The sequence below is a fragment of the Sulfitobacter sp. S223 genome (assembly GCF_025143825.1).
Lineage (GTDB): Bacteria > Pseudomonadota > Alphaproteobacteria > Rhodobacterales > Rhodobacteraceae > Sulfitobacter.
Genome location: NZ_CP083560.1, coordinates 560,254 through 576,569, shown reverse-complemented (window position 1 = coordinate 576,569; position 16,316 = coordinate 560,254). Strand labels below are relative to the sequence as shown.

19 protein-coding genes are annotated in these 16,316 nt (G+C 54.3%); 6 read left to right on the top strand and 13 right to left on the bottom strand.

Going from position 1 to position 16,316, the window contains the following annotated elements:
• Positions 1–171 precede the first annotated feature (171 nt).
• Positions 172–996: a DUF6473 family protein gene (locus K3757_RS02850; RefSeq protein ID WP_259999176.1), complete on the bottom strand. Its 825-nt coding sequence runs from the start codon at positions 994–996 to the stop codon at positions 172–174.
• A 158-nt stretch (positions 997–1,154) separates the two neighbouring features.
• Here K3757_RS02850 and K3757_RS02845 point away from each other — a divergent pair, with 158 nt between their 5' ends.
• Positions 1,155–2,030 carry a 3-hydroxybutyryl-CoA dehydrogenase gene (locus K3757_RS02845; protein ID WP_259999174.1) on the top strand — a complete coding sequence of 292 codons (876 nt, stop codon included), beginning with the start codon at positions 1,155–1,157 and terminating at the stop codon, positions 2,028–2,030.
• A 1-nt stretch (position 2,031) separates the two neighbouring features.
• On the opposite strand, the gene K3757_RS02840 is transcribed toward K3757_RS02845, so the two are convergent.
• From K3757_RS02840 to K3757_RS02810, 7 genes are read right to left on the bottom strand one after another with little or no spacing between them, the layout of a single operon-like run.
• Positions 2,032–2,907 (bottom strand): lysophospholipid acyltransferase family protein, encoded by an 876-nt coding sequence (locus tag K3757_RS02840; RefSeq protein ID WP_260001171.1) that lies wholly within the window; start codon positions 2,905–2,907, stop codon positions 2,032–2,034.
• 54 nt (positions 2,908–2,961) lie between these two features.
• Positions 2,962–3,231, bottom strand: coding sequence for an HPr family phosphocarrier protein (locus K3757_RS02835; protein ID WP_259999172.1), 270 nt, complete (start codon positions 3,229–3,231; stop codon positions 2,962–2,964).
• A gap of 12 nt (positions 3,232–3,243) precedes the next feature.
• Positions 3,244–3,636 (bottom strand): PTS sugar transporter subunit IIA, encoded by a 393-nt coding sequence (locus K3757_RS02830; protein WP_259999170.1) that lies wholly within the window; start codon positions 3,634–3,636, stop codon positions 3,244–3,246.
• Entirely contained in the window at positions 3,633–4,529 is an 897-nt protein-coding gene (gene rapZ, locus K3757_RS02825) for an RNase adapter RapZ (RefSeq protein WP_259999168.1), read from the bottom strand. The genes K3757_RS02830 and rapZ overlap by 4 nt, the downstream gene beginning before the upstream one ends.
• Positions 4,526–4,957, bottom strand: a complete 432-nt coding sequence (locus K3757_RS02820) for an HPr kinase/phosphorylase (protein WP_259999166.1) — start codon at positions 4,955–4,957, stop codon at positions 4,526–4,528. The genes rapZ and K3757_RS02820 overlap by 4 nt, the downstream gene beginning before the upstream one ends.
• Positions 4,958–4,959: 2 nt before the next feature.
• Entirely contained in the window at positions 4,960–6,678 is a 1,719-nt protein-coding gene (locus tag K3757_RS02815) for a sensor histidine kinase (RefSeq protein WP_259999164.1), read from the bottom strand.
• 9 nt (positions 6,679–6,687) lie between these two features.
• Positions 6,688–7,389: a response regulator transcription factor gene (locus K3757_RS02810; protein ID WP_259999162.1), complete on the bottom strand. Its 702-nt coding sequence runs from the start codon at positions 7,387–7,389 to the stop codon at positions 6,688–6,690.
• A gap of 401 nt (positions 7,390–7,790) precedes the next feature.
• On the opposite strand from K3757_RS02810, the gene K3757_RS02805 reads away from it, so the two are divergent.
• Positions 7,791–9,389: a phosphoenolpyruvate carboxykinase gene (locus K3757_RS02805; protein ID WP_259999160.1), complete on the top strand. Its 1,599-nt coding sequence runs from the start codon at positions 7,791–7,793 to the stop codon at positions 9,387–9,389.
• 78 nt (positions 9,390–9,467) lie between these two features.
• Here the strand turns inward: K3757_RS02805 and K3757_RS02800 are convergent, their stop codons facing one another.
• Both K3757_RS02800 and K3757_RS02795 read right to left on the bottom strand, forming a co-directional pair.
• Entirely contained in the window at positions 9,468–10,184 is a 717-nt protein-coding gene (locus K3757_RS02800) for a hypothetical protein (RefSeq protein WP_259999158.1), read from the bottom strand.
• 64 nt (positions 10,185–10,248) lie between these two features.
• Positions 10,249–11,145 (bottom strand): LysR family transcriptional regulator, encoded by an 897-nt coding sequence (locus K3757_RS02795; RefSeq protein WP_259999156.1) that lies wholly within the window; start codon positions 11,143–11,145, stop codon positions 10,249–10,251.
• Positions 11,146–11,329: 184 nt separating this feature from the next.
• Here K3757_RS02795 and K3757_RS02790 point away from each other — a divergent pair, with 184 nt between their 5' ends.
• Complete coding sequence (locus K3757_RS02790) at positions 11,330–11,692, top strand: helix-turn-helix domain-containing protein (RefSeq protein ID WP_259999154.1); 363 nt, start codon at positions 11,330–11,332, stop codon at positions 11,690–11,692.
• On the opposite strand, the gene K3757_RS02785 is transcribed toward K3757_RS02790, so the two are convergent.
• Positions 11,693–12,460 (bottom strand): sulfite exporter TauE/SafE family protein, encoded by a 768-nt coding sequence (locus K3757_RS02785; protein ID WP_259999152.1) that lies wholly within the window; start codon positions 12,458–12,460, stop codon positions 11,693–11,695.
• A gap of 144 nt (positions 12,461–12,604) precedes the next feature.
• Between K3757_RS02785 and K3757_RS02780 the strand changes: the two genes are divergently transcribed.
• The 3 genes from K3757_RS02780 (at position 12,605) to K3757_RS02770 (ending at position 15,265) form a co-directional block, all read left to right on the top strand.
• Complete coding sequence (locus tag K3757_RS02780; RefSeq protein ID WP_259999149.1) at positions 12,605–14,287, top strand: acyl-CoA dehydrogenase family protein; 1,683 nt, start codon at positions 12,605–12,607, stop codon at positions 14,285–14,287.
• A 157-nt stretch (positions 14,288–14,444) separates the two neighbouring features.
• Positions 14,445–14,873, top strand: coding sequence for a TetR/AcrR family transcriptional regulator (locus K3757_RS02775; protein ID WP_259999147.1), 429 nt, complete (start codon positions 14,445–14,447; stop codon positions 14,871–14,873).
• Entirely contained in the window at positions 14,870–15,265 is a 396-nt protein-coding gene (locus K3757_RS02770) for an META domain-containing protein (protein WP_259999144.1), read from the top strand. Before K3757_RS02775 ends, K3757_RS02770 begins: the two co-directional genes overlap by 4 nt.
• On the opposite strand, the gene recO is transcribed toward K3757_RS02770, so the two are convergent.
• Together recO and K3757_RS02760 are read right to left on the bottom strand one after the other, a co-directional pair.
• On the bottom strand, positions 15,249–15,974 hold the full coding sequence (gene recO / locus K3757_RS02765; protein ID WP_259999143.1) for a DNA repair protein RecO: 726 nt from the start codon (positions 15,972–15,974) through the stop codon (positions 15,249–15,251). The genes K3757_RS02770 and recO overlap by 17 nt on opposite strands.
• Entirely contained in the window at positions 15,974–16,303 is a 330-nt protein-coding gene (locus tag K3757_RS02760) for a DUF1491 family protein (protein ID WP_259999141.1), read from the bottom strand. Before K3757_RS02760 ends, recO begins: the two co-directional genes overlap by 1 nt.
• Positions 16,304–16,316 lie beyond the last annotated feature (13 nt).

Genomic DNA, 16,316 nt, shown 5'->3' with positions numbered 1-16,316 from the left:
ATTGCCGACACTCGCGCACTACTCAGCATAAGGTATTGAGCGCTCTTTGCGGACCTTCGCTGCGCGATGCGCCGATTACCGCTATGTTGGAAGAGTAACCAAGGTGTAATATCTCGCCGCCTACCTCCGACAACTCGGCATGGCTCCACATACCGGTGGCCCTTTTCTGTTCTAAATGAGTTGATCAAGCACTGGCAGTAGCGCTTGTGCTACTGCACTATGGACACGAGCGGGCGCCACGACCTTTGCCGCCTCCTCCTCTGGGGCGCTCACAATCATCCCATCATATCTGTTGGGCCCGTCAGTTAAGCTTGCGGGAACGTCAACAATCGCACTGACCGCTCCTCGAACTTCCTCAATCATGTCATCACTAACCAACACGGGACCGAACCCCTGCCCCACGGGGCATATTTTATCCTGTGCATCGTTGCCAATTCGCAGAAGCACCACGTGCCCCCCCAACCGATCAATTAACTGGCGCATACGCCTTACCCATGTCCGCTGTAAGATCCGGCGCATTGTCGCAAAGCGCTGACTGTCGCGCTGGAAGAGATCGGACAACATATGTTGCGTAAAATTGAACTGGGAAAAATCCACCTCTGGATATAGCGCCCTCAGGTCGGGTGCGGTGCGAAGGAACCGGTCATTGCGACGTGGATGCACGGAATAGAGCCTGTTGCTCAGATTGATAGCGCCCAACACCTCAAGCACTGTGACACGCGCCCCATGCGCAGCCTCCGCAATGACCGGATCAGACGCAAAGACATCAAGGCCCGCGTTCATCTGCCCGAAATTGACCGAAGCCACTCCGGTCAAATGCTCCACCCTCAAGGGATAGGGCTGCTCAATAAATTTTCCAAAAGTCTGTGTCCCGCCCAAAAAGGCGATATAAGGGTTCTTCAGCTCACGCTGCGGCCCCCGAAAAATCAATTTTGACGTGCCATATCTGCATGGCAGATAGTCCAGTGCCACTGGCCCCAGTACATCATAGATCATTGCACCCACCTTTTTCTCACCCGCTGGCACTATGTTCAGCTGGCTCTTACGATTCGCTTAAAGAACAGATTTGAGACATTTTTTCCGGTGCGACAGCCCTTGCGGCGGGGCGACTGTCCACCGTAAGCTACAGCGATCTCAGCAAAGGAACGCACCCCATGGACATCCAGACAATCGGCATCGTCGGCGCAGGGCAGATGGGCAACGGCATTGCACATGTAATGTCACTGGCAGGTTATGACGTGATGCTGAACGACATCAGCGAAGACTCTCTGAAGTCTGCTATGGAAATCATGCGTGGGAACATGTCCCGTCAGGTTGGTCGTGGAAAAATCAGCGAAGCAGATATGAATGCAGCGCTGGGACGCATCAAAACAACGAAAACACTAACCGATCTGGGTCCTTCTGACCTTATCATTGAGGCCGCTACCGAGCGTGAAACAGTCAAGCAGGCGATCTTCGAGGACCTTTTGCCCCACCTCAAGCCCGAGACAATCCTTACCTCGAATACGTCGTCAATCTCTATCACCCGTCTGGCAAGCCGCACGGACCGACCGGAAAAGTTTATGGGATTTCACTTCATGAATCCTGTGCCAGTGATGCAACTGGTTGAGCTGATTCGCGGGATCGCCACGGATGAAGAAACTTTCGCAGCCTGCAAGGCCGTCGTGGATAGGTTGGAAAAGACCTCTGCCTCTGCCGAGGATTTTCCTGCCTTCATTGTGAACCGGATATTGATGCCAATGATCAACGAAGCGGTTTATACTCTCTATGAAGGTGTCGGTAATGTGAAGTCGATCGATAGCTCCATGAAACTGGGTGCGAACCATCCGATGGGGCCGCTGGAACTTGCTGATTTTATCGGGCTGGATACATGCCTCGCGATCATGAACGTCCTGCATGATGGTCTTGCAGATACCAAATATCGGCCCTGCCCCCTCTTGACCAAATACGTCGAGGCCGGCTGGCTAGGCCGGAAGACACAGCGCGGATTTTACGATTACCGTGGCGATGTCCCGGTGCCGACACGCTAATTCAGTTTGCGTCTAATCCTAGCGTGAGATCCCGTAGCCACGCCATAAAAGCGCGAGGATCATCCGCGCGTGCGTCGATCTTGGATTGGGAAATAGGCGCGCCGACGACGGGCGCCTGAGGCTTGTTGCAGCTATGTGCTATCTCATGCAGCAATAACCCCTGCCGCAGCATCGGGGAAATTTGATTAGCAATCTGATAGGCGCGGCTGTTCTGGCCTGGAAATTTTAACGGCACAACCTGCGCTCCTGAACGGCGGATCATCTTGGCCGTAAAAACGTTCCATTCCGCCTCAATTGCAGGACCCCACCATGTATCTGACGCCGCGACAACACCGGATGGGAACAGCGCGACAACGCCGCCGCTTTTAAGATGGGCCATCGCCTTTGCCCGCATTTCAACGCCTTTGCGTTGTGCATCAGGATCATGCGGAAAGGGTACAGGGATCATGTAGCTGCCTGCCACTTCGTCAATGGAGGTCAGCAAAGATCGGGTCAGGATTCGGTAGTCAGGGCGCACGCGTCCAATCAGGTCAGCAAAAATCATGCCATCCACCATACCGTGTGGATGGTTCGCCACAACGATTACCGGCCCCTCTTTGGGGATCAGGTCTAGCTGCTCTTGCGGCGTTGTGAGGTCGATCCCCATTGTATCAAGCGCCGCGCGCCAGAATGCCTGCCCGCTTGGCGCTCCGCGCTTTTCAAATTGCCGGATCATCTGAAGGATCTTCAGTTTTCCGGTGAACAGCTCGATCGCGGATATCATCCGTGACTTCCAAGGGTCCTCGAAAGTGGAGGCATATGACAAGCTGCGCCGGTCATAGTGAGTGAAACTCACCTGTTCAGCGGCTTCGCCGTTAGGTGCGTCCGAACCAACGATTTGAGTTTTCTCTGTCACGTAAGGTGACCTCGCTGCAACTTCGGGCGCGGTACGCTACATGCCCTCACCAAATTTATCGGCCACCAGCGCTGTCAGTGCGCTGGCAAGCGCCTCTGCATCAGGGCCGGAAGTTTCCACGTCAATAAAGCTTCCCTTGGCTGCTGCCAACATTAAAAGCCCCATGATACTATCGCCGGACGCGTTCATCCCGTCCTTGGACACCTCTGCACTTGCATCAAAGCCCTCAACGACTTCGACCAGTTTCGCGGACGCGCGCGCGTGCAAACCTTTTTCGTTCACGATCTCAAGAGTGATATTGGTCATGGGTTTGCCCTGTTATTCAGTACTGACGTTTTGCGCATCAATATATTTCTTGCCAGCTTCAAGCGCAGCGCGAACTGCTTCGGGCACTGGCTTGTCACGGCTTTTCGCCAGCTTGATTAGCATGGGAAGATTTGCGCCGTATATAATGCGGCGCCCAGCCGGCTGACAGGCAAGCAAGCTTAGATTTGACGGAGAGCCTCCGAACAGATCCGTGACTACAACCACGCCCTGCCCCGTATCTACAGCATCAGCGGCTTCGCAAATCTCGGCCTGCTTGGCAGCGCGGTCATGGTCTGCACGGATTTCAATTGCGCGGACACCATTCTGGGATCCGACCACATGTTCGATCGCCGCAAGATATTCACGGGCCAGTCCGCCATGTGCCACGATCACAATGCCAATCACGTATCTTGCGTCCCTATTCGTTGCCGCGCGCTCAATTCTCTGTGCCTTATTGACACTTGCCAGCCCTCCTCTGCAAGCCGCAAAGCATGGCTTTCCGCAAGGGTCACAGACCTGTGCTGACCTCCGGTGCAACCGAAAGCGATGGAGAAATGGCTTTTCCCCTCTTCACGGCAGGCTGGCAGAATAAGCAGGCTCATATCCAGAACCTTCTGCGCGAACTCTTCATAGCGCGGATCAGTAGCGACATGTGCTGCCACGCGCGGATCGGTTCCGTTCATCTCCCGCAAACTGGGCTCCCAATATGGGTTCTTCAGAAAGCGGCAATCATAAACCATGTCCACGGACCGCGGCAGACCGCGCTTGTATGAAAAAGACTGCACTGTAACAGTCATTTGCCGCTTACCACCGGGTGCAAACCAATGCTCCACCTCGGCCCGCAATTCGTGCACGTTAATGTCTGATGTATCTATCAACACATCCGCACGCGCCCGCAGAGGCTCCAGCAGTTGCTGCTCGGCCTCTATGCCCTCACCAGGACGATCCGCTGGTGCCATTGGATGACGACGGCGTGTCTCTGAAAAACGACGCAAGAGCACATCAGTACTGCAATCCAGAAATACCATTTCAGCCAACACGCCCGGACGGCTTGCCAAATGCCCCAACAAATCAATTACGGTGTTCGTCGAAAAGTCGCGGTTACGTGCATCAATTCCAAGAGCAAGAGGTCGGCTTTGGTCCTGATCCTCAAAGAGGAGTGGAAGCAGTCTCATTGGAAGATTGTCGATAACCTCAAATCCCGCGTCCTCTAGCACGTTCAGTGTAGACGATAGGCCCGCCCCCGAAGGGCCGGTGACGAAGACGATGCGACGAAGTGGATGGTCTGGAGCTGTCATGATACCTCGGGTCCGCTTCCTGCAAGATAAGCAATAAGCGCCGCAGGAAAATAGGGTGCGTCAACTTTGTGCAGGCATCGTACCGGTATGTCCAGCAGTGTAGTACTATGCGCGTCAGGAAGGCGCTTTGTTTCAATCACGTCCATGTCCACGACAAGGTGCACCAAAGTTTGCTTGGTATGACCTGTGTGAAGTATTCCAACGCCGCGCGCTTCGATCAATCCAGCAATAGATGGGGGCGGGGCCGCACGAATTCTGCCACTTTCCAAGGTCAACCGAGTACGGTCATCCGAAACCAACGCTGCTCCTAACGCCATAAGCTGTAGCGCCAAAGATGACTTACCACTACCCGATGCTCCCGTAATCAGGACACCTTTGCCCGCCACGTCAACACAGGTGCCATGCAGGATCAGGCTTTGAGCAGTCATGTCTAGATCGGCAAGCCTACGACAAAACGCGCGCCGAGTGGGTCAGAAGTTATGTCAGCATCGGTCGGCCGGATGTTCTCGGCCCAGATCACACCACCGTGCGCTTCGACAATCTGTTTGGAAATCGCAAGTCCGAGACCGGAGTTATTGCCAAAGTGCTCTTCAGGTCGTTCCGAATAGAAGCGCTTGAAAATCTTGCCAAGCGCCTGATCCGGAATGCCTGGACCAGTGTCTTCAACCACCACAAGGACCCGGTTTTCACGCTTACGCGCCCAGACGCGTATTGCATCACCATCCTCACAGAACGAAATCGCATTGGTGATTAAGTTCACAAAAACCTGTGCAAGACGGGCTTCAAGTCCCTGCACAACAATCGAGTCTTTCGGCAGATCGACGATAAAGTCGATGCCTTTGCTCTTGGCGTCCTCGCCCAGATATTGCCCCAGATTCCCCAGCATGTTCACCAGGTCGAAAGGCTCTTCCTCTTCCTTTACCAGCTCGCTGTCGAGACGGGAGGCGTTCGAAATGTCACTAACCAAACGGTCAAGGCGTCGCACGTCGTGGTCAATCACATCCAGCAACTTTTCCCGCTGGTCTTCACGCTTGATCATACGCAACGTGCCAACAGCCGAGCGCAGCGAAGCAAGCGGGTTCTTGATTTCATGTGCCACATCTGCAGCGAACTGTTCATTCCCTTCAATGCGGTTGTAAAGTGCGGAGACCATTCCGCGCAAAGCGGCGGACAAGCGACCAATCTCATCGGGGCGCGCCGTCAAATCAGGGATGCGGATACGGCCGGGGTTCATCTTGCGGGCGTCTTTGTCACGTCCCAATTCTGCCGCAGCAGCCAGATCAGCCAAAGGGTTTGCGATGGTCGAGGCCAGAACGAGGCTCAAACCGATGGACACGAGGGTTGCGATAATAAACATTTGCAGCACCCGCTCGCGCTCACCTCGAACGAGGCGGTCAATCTCACCGCTAGCGCTCGCAATGGCAACCGCGCCGATTGATGTGTTGCCAAACTCAATCGGAGTGGCCACGGCCAGCAGAGTAGCACCTTCGTCGTCGTGCTCCTCCTTGATTTGAGCACCATTCACGAGAGCGGCAGCAATGACCGGCTTCAACCGATCTTCGATAGACACTGGCTGACCATTGCCCCGAAACGGAGAAGATACAGCATTCCACAACCAACTCAGGCCATCAGTCAATATTGTCTTGCTCTCGGTTCCATCTGCACGCCCTTCGGCACGGGCATCACTGGCGCCTTCGAAACGAGAGATCAAAGCACCGTCCGGATCAAAGATGAACACCTGAATACCACTGCGCAGGTCAAGCCCTGACAGAGTTTTGTCTATATCCACGCCTTCACCGGTCGACAAATCTACGGATTGCCCTTCCGGCAGCTGCGCTTCGATCACATCTGCAATCAGCTCAGCTTCGGAAACAAGTGAGGCCGCACGCTGTACAGCGAGGCTTTCGCGCGAGGAATTGAGATAAAGGATTCCGGCGACCAGAACATTCAAAGCAATCAGATTGAAGGTAATGATTTTCCGCGTCAGCGGCGACGCACGCAATGAAAACAGCCCCCGCCGTTCGCGGCGGGCTCTGATTTCATTTGGTGCAGCACTGTCTGGGGCGACCCAATCGTCCCCCAGAACAACATCACCATCACGTCTTGCTGGTGTCAGATCGCGCACGAAGTTCCTTTCGGCAATCGCCATGATACCGGATCACTCTTCGTTATACCTGTAGCCGATCCCGTAAAGTGTCTCAATCGCGGAGAATTCATCATCCGCGGTCCGCATCTTCTTACGCAGGCGTTTGATATGACTGTCAATTGTGCGGTCATCCACATAAACTTGATCGTCATAGGCCACGTCCATCAACTGATCGCGCGACTTTACGAACCCTGGCCGTTGCGCCAATGCCTGCAACAAAAGAAATTCTGTGACTGTCAGGGATACATCTTTGCCCTTCCAGCTGACGGCATGACGGAGCGGGTCCATCCGCAAGTCGCCGCGCTCCATTACCTTTGTCTCTTCGGTATCGCCGACCTCATCGGTGGCAACCGCGTCCTGACGGCGCAGCAGCGCACGAATGCGTTCTACCAGCAGCCGCTGCGAGAACGGCTTTTTCACATAGTCATCGGCCCCCATGCGCAGGCCCAGAACTTCGTCAATCTCATCATCTTTAGATGTGAGAAAAATCACCGGCATTGCAGTTTTCTGGCGCAGGCGCTGGAGCAGGTCCATTCCATCCATCCGCGGCATCTTGATATCAAGCACGGCCATATCGGGCATACGCTTGTTAAACGCGTCCAATGCGGCCTGACCGTCATTATAAGTTTCCACCTCAAAACCTTCGGCTTCAAGAGTCATCGAGACGGACGTCAGGATATTCCTGTCGTCGTCGACCAATGCAATTTTTGACATTGCCTGTTTCCTTGTGCTGCTCAATGTATTTTTGTTTTTCCAAGCATTGATCACTCCTTTTGCTGTCGAATCAATCCTAAAGTGCGAATCAGTGGATAGTACGGTCATATTTGGGACATAATTTGTTTATGAATGGCTAAATTGCCTCACCTAATCGCCGATGATACTGCGCCCGGCCATCAAAACCCCACTCAACAGAACCATACACAGGCGAAAGCGCGCCATTGTGTCGTGTACTGCGGCAATTGGCTACGTGGTGGCGCTAACTGTGCAAACGCGCCTGTTCAACCTGCAAATCATCGTGTTAAGAGGCCGACATTCCATTGATGCCCGTGCGCTTCTGGTCCCGGGCATTCCCCATTACGCTGCGCTAGACGCGCAGTTTCCAAAGGAGACATTGCATGCAAACCGGACGGGTCAATCCGAACTTCAGCCTCGACGATCAAGGGATCAAAGGGCTCGGCAATGTATATTACAACCTCATGGAACCTGCGTTGATTGAGACCGCCCTCAAACGCGATGAGGGAACATTGGGTAAAGGTGGCGCGTTTCTGGTAACCACCGGAAAATTCACAGGCCGCTCCCCCAAAGACAAACACGTCGTCATGAGCGACAGCGTCAAAGACACGATCTGGTGGGAAAACAACGCTGAAATGTCCGAGGCGGGCTTTGACGCTTTGTACGAAGACATGCTGACCCACATGAAGGGCGGCGATTATTTCGTTCAGGACCTTGTCGGTGGCGCAGATCCAAAACACGCGATCAACGTGCGTTTTGTAACCGAGTTGGCATGGCACGGGCTTTTCATCCGCCACATGATGCGTCGGCCCGACCGCGATCAACTGGACCACTTCTTGGCAGATTTCACCGTCATCAACTGCCCAAGCTTTTCGGCCGACCCGAAGAAGCACGACTGTCGCTCCGAGACCGTCATCGCGATGAACTTTGACCGCAAGATGATCCTCATTGGCGGAACAGAGTATGCCGGCGAAAACAAGAAATCTGTTTTCTCTCTGCTGAACTATCTGCTGCCGGAAAAAGGCGTAATGCCAATGCATTGCTCAGCCAACCATGCCGTTGGCAATCCGGTTGATACAGCAATTTTCTTCGGCCTGTCTGGCACCGGCAAGACAACTCTATCAGCAGATCCAGAGCGCATCCTGATCGGCGATGACGAACATGGCTGGTCGGATACAGGTACCTTCAACTTCGAAGGCGGGTGCTATGCCAAGACCATCAACCTGAGCGCTGAAGCAGAGCCCGAGATCTACGCCACGACCGAGAAATTCGGCACCGTGATTGAAAACATGATCTACGACGACGAAACCAAAGAGCTCGACTTTGACGATGATAGCCTGACGGCAAACATGCGCTGTGCGTATCCGTTGCACTACATCTCGAATGCGTCGAAGAAGGCGATTGGCGGCCACCCGAAAAACATCATCATGCTGACGTGCGATGCCTTCGGGACGTTGCCGCCCATTGCACGCCTCACACCTGCTCAGGCGATGTACCACTTCCTGTCCGGCTTCACCTCAAAGGTAGCGGGTACAGAGCGTGGCGTGACAGAGCCAGAACCAACCTTCTCCACCTGCTTCGGCGCACCGTTCATGCCACGTCGCCCCGAAGTCTATGGCAACCTGTTGCGTGAAAAGATTGCCCAGCATGGCGCGACTTGCTGGCTAGTAAACACCGGCTGGACCGGTGGCGCATACGGCACGGGCTCCCGTATGCCTATCCGTGCCACGCGTGCATTGCTGACGGCAGCTCTTGACGGGTCGCTTATGGCTGGCAAATTCCGCGCCGACGAAAACTTTGGATTTGACGTGCCCGTATCTGTCGAAGGTGTTGCAGACATCCTTCTTGATCCACGCCGCACTTGGGACAATCCGGAAGCCTATGACCGTCAGGTGGCAAAGCTGGTAAAAATGTTCGCCGACAATTTCGAGCAATACATGCCGCACATCGACGACGAAGTAAAAGCTGCGATCATTCGCTGATACAGCGCGGAGTTAATCAAAAAAGGGCCGCTGTTTCGCACAGCGGCCCTTTTTTGCGATCATACTAATTTCAGAGATTTAGGCTGCCATCGCGACAAGGTCGTTAAGAGGAAGCTCCAGAACATAGTGCAGGTCTTCCCGGTCCATGTAGGCCATAAACCCCTCGATCGGGACATCATTGCCTTGCAGAAACCAGCGCAATGCGCCGGGTTGGGTGTGCATCCAACCAGTACGCTCTGCCAGCCCCTTGAACGCAATACCTTTGGCCATGAACGCCACCACGTGGTCTGGGTCCCAATGCTGAATCGCTTCGTAGAAGCCATAGCGCCCCAGAACGCAAGACATGCCTTGGCCGCGCAGGCTTTCTGCGCCTGGCGCGATCCAGAACTCTCCATGGTAGGCTACAGATCCGAACATCCGCATGGCCCCCGGCCCTGCACGAAAACGCGAACGCTCCAGATCAAGCGCCGGTACGGACGGCGGAAATTCACGAAAACGGCGCGAAAAATACTCTCCGACCGATAGCGAATGATTATCCAACATGCGTAAAGCTTGCGTATGGATAACATCTCCGGCGACGTTGCGACCAACAATCCAAAGCGCGTTATTCGCATTCATTTCACGGAGTCGCGGATCGTAAGGGGCGCCCAACTCATGGTCAGGGCGCGCGGATTTTAGTATCTTCCGATACTCTTCGAAATCATATCCGAGCTCCAGCGTTACGCCATATCGCTGAAAAATTTCGGCACTATTTGCGACAAAACGGTCGCCGGTTTGCATCTTAATAAGTGTCATTTGGAATCGCCCCTTCATCCAGTACACCTAAATGCTACCGGATCACGGGGAAAAACACCCGAAATTATCCTTCCCTGACAAAATCCACTCTTGCTTTGTCGGGAACCTGATCCAAAAGGTCTTTGTCCAAGTCTGTGATAAGTATCTCTTTTGCCCGATCCACGACCGAGATAATCGCGGGTGACCCATCAGGCATTTTTACCCCCAACAACAACCTGTCGAAAGCAATGTACTGTAAAGGTCCGTCGGCGCTGAGGCGCATTTTACTTACAATTTGATCTAATCGAACACCGTGGCTCTCGCTTACATCCGTAAACGGCGCCGTAGCGAGGCTCATAAACTGTTCGCCTCCGGGAAACTGGTTGAGGTCCCGCCCGACACTGCTGCGCGCCTCGGCCCAACCATACCAGTTCGAATAGAACGACTTTTCCCCGACTTCTACACAAATCCAACTGTCGGCGATATCACGGTAGGCTAGAATATAAGGCCGGACATGCAGCATTTCCTTGTTTTCAAGCATGCCCTCGCTCTGCGTCCAGGCCTTTAGCGCCTCTCGCAGTAACTCCGAATCGCCGGACCATATCCTACTCAGCGGAAGCTGCTGCTGATGGAATACCCAGCCGGTGTCTCCTTCAAAAGAGACCCGCAACATACCTTCTACATCCTGAAAATTGCCCTGTAACCAAACACTTCCTTGATCAAGAAGCGTTCGGGCCGGTGCCAAAGCGCGCGCGCCCTGATCGGTCAAAGTATATCGACGCTGTTGAACATCAAACAGCTTATGACCCATCGTTTCTTCAAGATGACCGATATGTCGGCGCACCGTTTGACGGGTACTGCCTAATTCCTCAACAGCCTGAGACAAATTAAGGGTATCCGCCAAAGCAGAAAAAGAACGCATCATCTCATACAGCAGAGCCGGAGCTGGAAATTGCTTCTTTGGAGGCAGTGATATCTTCAAATTTGATCCCATACCGAACATTGATCACAAATCACCCATGCGAGCAACAAAAATCACCCATTGCCGTTGCCGCAATCACTCATGTATCTGACATAAATTGATCGAAATATAATAAATGTATCCAATTGATCGTATGAGCAATTTTTCGCAATGCTACAAAGGCACAACCAGAGGTTAAATAGTTATGGCTCATCCAGTAGATGTACACGTAGGGCAAAAGCTTAGAGATATTCGGACGCTGCGCCGTTATTCGCAAACCGACGTCGCACAGCGTCTTGGACTATCGTTCCAGCAAATTCAGAAATACGAAATCGGGTCTAACCGAATTGCGGCAAGCCGCCTTTTCGAATTAGCTCAGATATTCGAAGTTTCACCCGCCTATTTCTTTGAAGGTCTCTACGAAGATGCAAAAAGCGCTGTATCTGAACGAGATTCTGGAATGGAGATCGTAAACGCTCTGGCCTCTATTCAAGATGATAAAGTTAAATCGCGGATCGTTACGTTTATCGAAGATGTCTCCGGTTTGACCGTGGCGCGGCAGGGGTAGTTACCCCAGCCAAGCCCGGCGGATCAGGTTAAGCCCTGCAACCAAAAGCACGGCAAGCGTAGCACGGCGAAATGCCATCTGATCGATTCGGTCCGTGAACGCCATACCGATCGACATCCCCAAATAGGCTGTCGGCACCATCGCGAGAGAAAAGCCTATCGTCTCGGCTCGTAATACACCCGAGCCGACATGAGCAAAAAGAAGCGCCACAGCGCCAAGACCGTATATCACGCCCTGAATCCGCATCTGTTCATGCTTGGGCGTATTCAGCGCCGTCAGATATGCCACGGTCGGCGGGCCCCAAATTCCTGAAAGCCCGCCAAGCGCACCAGCAACGGCGCCAGCAACTACTTCGACACGTGTATTCCGGCGAGACAGCTTGAACGTATAGCCGCCAAGCTGAAGCAGCGCGAAGAAAGTTACCGGCACGCCGATCACGGCCAGCATCACCTGATCGGGGAAAATGCGTACCAATTGAGCACAAGCAATCAGCGCCACGCCCCCACATACCAAGAACACGCGAAAATCTATCGTGGATCGAACTGCGGCATGCATACCCTGCCGCAATGCCTGATGTGCGTTGGTCACGAGGGTTGGAACAATCAACCCCGCCAAAGCAAGTTCGGGCGGCATGAATATTGTCAGGCCTGATATAAAGACCAGAGGCATGGCGAATCCCACGACTCCTTTGACAAATCCTGCGAGAATCGCAATTAAAGCTGCGAGGCCAAGCTCGTAAGGTGATAAAAGCGGGAATAATGTTTCCATAGCCCTACATACCAAATGGAATTTTAGGCGCACGGCAATTCGTTAGCGAAATTTTCGAACATATTGACGCAGCAAAACGTATCTTTGTTGCGCTGCACCTGCAAAGTGATTATGCCGAGCGCTAAGTAAAAAAGGATGTAAATGATGGCACATGATGGACAGATGAACGTAGAGGCCCCTGCCCTCCTTGATGATCTGCTGAAGCTTACAGCATCAGCCGTAGCACCGGTTGAGACGATCCTTACCCGCGCAACCGAAGCAGTCCGCACGATGGTCACTGAAAACGGCCGCGTTTCAAACGCTCTGGTCGAGCAAAATCAAACGGCCGCGCATGGGCTGGCATGGCTAGCAACTTACGCCCAATCCCTGCGCCAGATGCAGTCATGGGCCGAAGCGCTACAGAAAGATGGGAAGTTCGGTGAAACCGAAGCCCTGATCCACCAGATCGCGTTTGGTGAATACCTCTGGCAGATTTACGGTGGCATCCAGATGAACCAAGGCGAAATCGTACGCCTTCAGGATCTTGGTCTTAGCCAGGAAGATCAGCGCGGCTTGAGCGACCCTGCGATTATGGCGTTGACCCAAGGCGGGAACACTCAAAACGCACGCACGCGCCTTGTTGAGCTGATGCAAGAACACTCCGCGAACGTGACGGTCGGTGCATCGGGCCTTGATGAAGAGCTTGAGATGATTCGCGAGCAGTTCCGCCGCTACGCGGTGGAGAAGGTCGAACCATTTGCCCACGAATGGCACCTCAAAGATGAACTGATCCCGATGGAGATCATCGATGATCTTGCTGAGATGGGCGTTTTTGGCCTGACCATTCCGGAAGAATTCGGCGGCTTCGGCTTGTCCAAAGCGTCCATGTGCGTTGTGTCAGAAGAACTCTCGCGCGGCTATATCGGGGTTGGCTCGCTTGGCACACGCTCCGAAATCGCAGCAGAGCTTATTATTGCCGGCGGCACTGACGAGCAAAAGCAAAAATGGCTGCCACGCATAGCAAGCGCAGAAACACTGCCGACCGCCGTTTTTACGGAGCCGAATACAGGGTCCGACCTAGGTTCACTGCGAACACGCGCCGTAAAAGAAGGCGAGACCTACAAAGTCACCGGCAACAAGACGTGGATCACCCACGCCGCGCGTACTCACGTAATGACTTTGCTGGCGCGCACAGACCCTGAGACAACCGACTACAAAGGTCTGTCGATGTTCTTGGCCGAAAAGACGCCGGGTACCGACGAAAATCCTTTCCCGACCGACGGTATGACCGGCGGTGAAATCGAAGTGCTCGGTTACCGTGGCATGAAGGAATATGAACTGGCGTTCGACGGGTTTGAGGTCAAAGGCGAGAACCTTCTTGGTGGAGAAGAAGGCAAAGGCTTCAAACAATTGATGGAGACCTTCGAAAGCGCGCGCATTCAAACCGCCGCTCGCGCCATCGGTGTTGCGCAATCCGCGCTTGATATCTCCATGCAGTACGCGCTTGACCGCAAACAGTTCGGCAAGGCGCTGATCAACTTCCCGCGGGTTTCCAGCAAACTGGCCATGATGGCAGTTGAGATCATGGTGGCGCGTCAGCTCACCTATTTCTCTGCCTTCGAAAAAGACGAGGGTCGCCGCTGTGATGTGGAAGCCGGTATGGCGAAACTGCTTGGCGCGCGTGTGGCTTGGGCTGCAGCCGATAACGGTCTACAAATCCACGGCGGTAACGGCTTTGCCCTAGAGTACAAAATCAGCCGCGTCCTGTGTGATGCGCGCATCCTGAACATCTTCGAGGGTGCGGCTGAAATTCAGGCACAGGTTATCGCGCGCCGTATCTTGGGCTAATCTTTGCCGACAACAGCGGGGCGCCCCCTTGCGGCGCGCCCCGCCTGCGCATACCCCCTACGGTATGACAAGCACGCGCCTCTCGCCGGAAAAATGGATAAATGCTGGATTCGCGGCACTTTGTGCCGAAGGTCCAGCGTGTCTAGCCGCTGAACCAATGGCACGCCGCCTTGGCACCACCAAGGGCTCATTTTATTGGCATTTCAAGGACGTACCTACGTATCACGCGGCGCTTGTGCGCCAGTGGCATACGAACGCCCTTTCCGATGTGATGAAGCGTTTGAAGACAGGGGACAGCGCAGCCTCCGCTCTGCGCGCGTTTGGGCACAGTATTCTGGATAATCAAACCGAAGCTGCGATGCGCGTTTGGTCGCGAAGCGATTCTATCGTTGCCGTTGCCGTGGCTGAAGTAGATGCAGAACGGCTGACCTATCTCCAGCATCTGCTTAACCAGATTGGATTGCGCAATCCTGCCTTCGGTCAATCAATGCTGGCCGCGCTTATCGGTTTGCCACAAATCAAGGCAGAGGCCGATACCCATATCGCCTTTGATGCTCTTGTAGATACGGTACTTGCTCTATCATGAAGCTTCTTGTTGCGATTTTTCTGCTGGCTGTCTCACTGACAGCCTGCCGCGCCGACGACTTTCAGCGGATTTATGGTGGCGCTGATCGCGTTTGGCTGCTGAAACAGTTCAACGGCACCACCTTTCCAGCACATGCAACTCTGACCTTTCCAAAAGCTGGTGAAATCGCGGGCGAAGGTCCTTGCAACCGCTACTTCGGCGGCATGAAGACCCCCTACCCGACCTTTGATGCCGGCCCCATCGGAAGCACCCGCAGGGGATGCCCTGAAATGGAAGCCGAAGTCGCATTTCTCTCGGCGCTCGAAACCGCGACCACCTCAAAAGTCGAAGACGGAACTTTGGTGCTCACCAGCCCGGACGGCACCAAAATGGTTTTCAAAGCGATCGACTGAACGCCTCAACAAAGCGCGCGCGCGCTTGCGGTAGCGGCCTACCGCCCAAACCCGTAGCAAGATGATGCGTCAGAAAGTAGCCAGTTGTTTTAAAGCTTTGCGCGATCTCTGCGTCGTTTGCATCACCGATCCCCCGCAAGACATCCGGTAAGGGCAATAGCCGTTCAGCCCATTCACCCGCACCTTCGCGTGACACCGCCCGCCCCGATTTGGGCGAGACATAGGCCAATCCCTCTGTCGCTCCGGTCACAGCGCAGCTTTCCAGATCAAGACCATAACCAAGCTCTTCCAGCAGGTTCAGCTCCCAACGAAGATATGCCAACGGCCAGATGTCGTCTTGGCCCAGCAGATCGAGCAACGCTTCGGTACGTCGATAAAGAGGCAAATGCACCTCACGTTCGGGCAGACTGAAACTGACCAACCCTGTTACCGCATTCAGCCCAGCCAATGCTAGCCGTCCCCCCATCGCTATCGCGGCGCGGCTGCGGACGGGCTCAACAGTGAACGCCCCCATGTGATCTTCAAGCCGCGCGCGCCAAGTCACGTCCAACTGCGCGCCGGGCTGCAAAATGGGGGCGATTTTCCGACTTGTCCCACCGCGCACAACGCCCGCGTGGCGCCCTTGCGTAGGCGTGAACATCTCAATGATCGCCGATGTCTCTCCATGGCGGCGCGTACTCAGCAAAATGCCCTGATCGCGCCACTCCATTAGCCAAGACCCTCTTGATCCAGCAGATGCCGACCTGCGCGATCTTCCACCTCAATCACCCAAAGATCAGGGTCGAATCCACGCTGCTTGCCCACCGCTTCGTCCACCTCGGGCTCTGGACCTTTTGCAAGTTCGACCCAAACCCTATCACCGCTCATCAGATCAAAGGAGCGTTGAAAGACGGTCGCATTTCCGTCCAGTGTGGCAAGCTTTACCAACACAGCACCACCGGTGTCGTCTCCGTGCGCTACGACAAATGCGGGAATATCAAACGTACGAAGGCGTGCCAGATAGGCATCCACCCAAAACCTTGCCGTCAGACGGGGCACGACGCCCCCTCAA

Coding starts and splice junctions, on each gene's coding strand:
- K3757_RS02850 (WP_259999176.1), bottom strand. CDS start 996: ATGATCTATGATGTACTGGGGCCAGTGGCACTGGACTATCTGCCATGC.
- K3757_RS02845 (WP_259999174.1), top strand. CDS start 1,155: ATGGACATCCAGACAATCGGCATCGTCGGCGCAGGGCAGATGGGCAAC.
- K3757_RS02835 (WP_259999172.1), bottom strand. CDS start 3,231: ATGACCAATATCACTCTTGAGATCGTGAACGAAAAAGGTTTGCACGCG.
- rapZ (WP_259999168.1), bottom strand. CDS start 4,529: ATGACAGCTCCAGACCATCCACTTCGTCGCATCGTCTTCGTCACCGGC.
- K3757_RS02820 (WP_259999166.1), bottom strand. CDS start 4,957: ATGACTGCTCAAAGCCTGATCCTGCATGGCACCTGTGTTGACGTGGCG.
- K3757_RS02815 (WP_259999164.1), bottom strand. CDS start 6,678: ATGGCGATTGCCGAAAGGAACTTCGTGCGCGATCTGACACCAGCAAGA.
- K3757_RS02810 (WP_259999162.1), bottom strand. CDS start 7,389: ATGTCAAAAATTGCATTGGTCGACGACGACAGGAATATCCTGACGTCC.
- K3757_RS02805 (WP_259999160.1), top strand. CDS start 7,791: ATGCAAACCGGACGGGTCAATCCGAACTTCAGCCTCGACGATCAAGGG.
- K3757_RS02800 (WP_259999158.1), bottom strand. CDS start 10,184: ATGACACTTATTAAGATGCAAACCGGCGACCGTTTTGTCGCAAATAGT.
- K3757_RS02790 (WP_259999154.1), top strand. CDS start 11,330: ATGGCTCATCCAGTAGATGTACACGTAGGGCAAAAGCTTAGAGATATT.
- K3757_RS02785 (WP_259999152.1), bottom strand. CDS start 12,460: ATGGAAACATTATTCCCGCTTTTATCACCTTACGAGCTTGGCCTCGCA.
- K3757_RS02780 (WP_259999149.1), top strand. CDS start 12,605: ATGGCACATGATGGACAGATGAACGTAGAGGCCCCTGCCCTCCTTGAT.
- K3757_RS02775 (WP_259999147.1), top strand. CDS start 14,445: ATGGCACGCCGCCTTGGCACCACCAAGGGCTCATTTTATTGGCATTTC.
- K3757_RS02770 (WP_259999144.1), top strand. CDS start 14,870: ATGAAGCTTCTTGTTGCGATTTTTCTGCTGGCTGTCTCACTGACAGCC.
- recO (WP_259999143.1), bottom strand. CDS start 15,974: ATGGAGTGGCGCGATCAGGGCATTTTGCTGAGTACGCGCCGCCATGGA.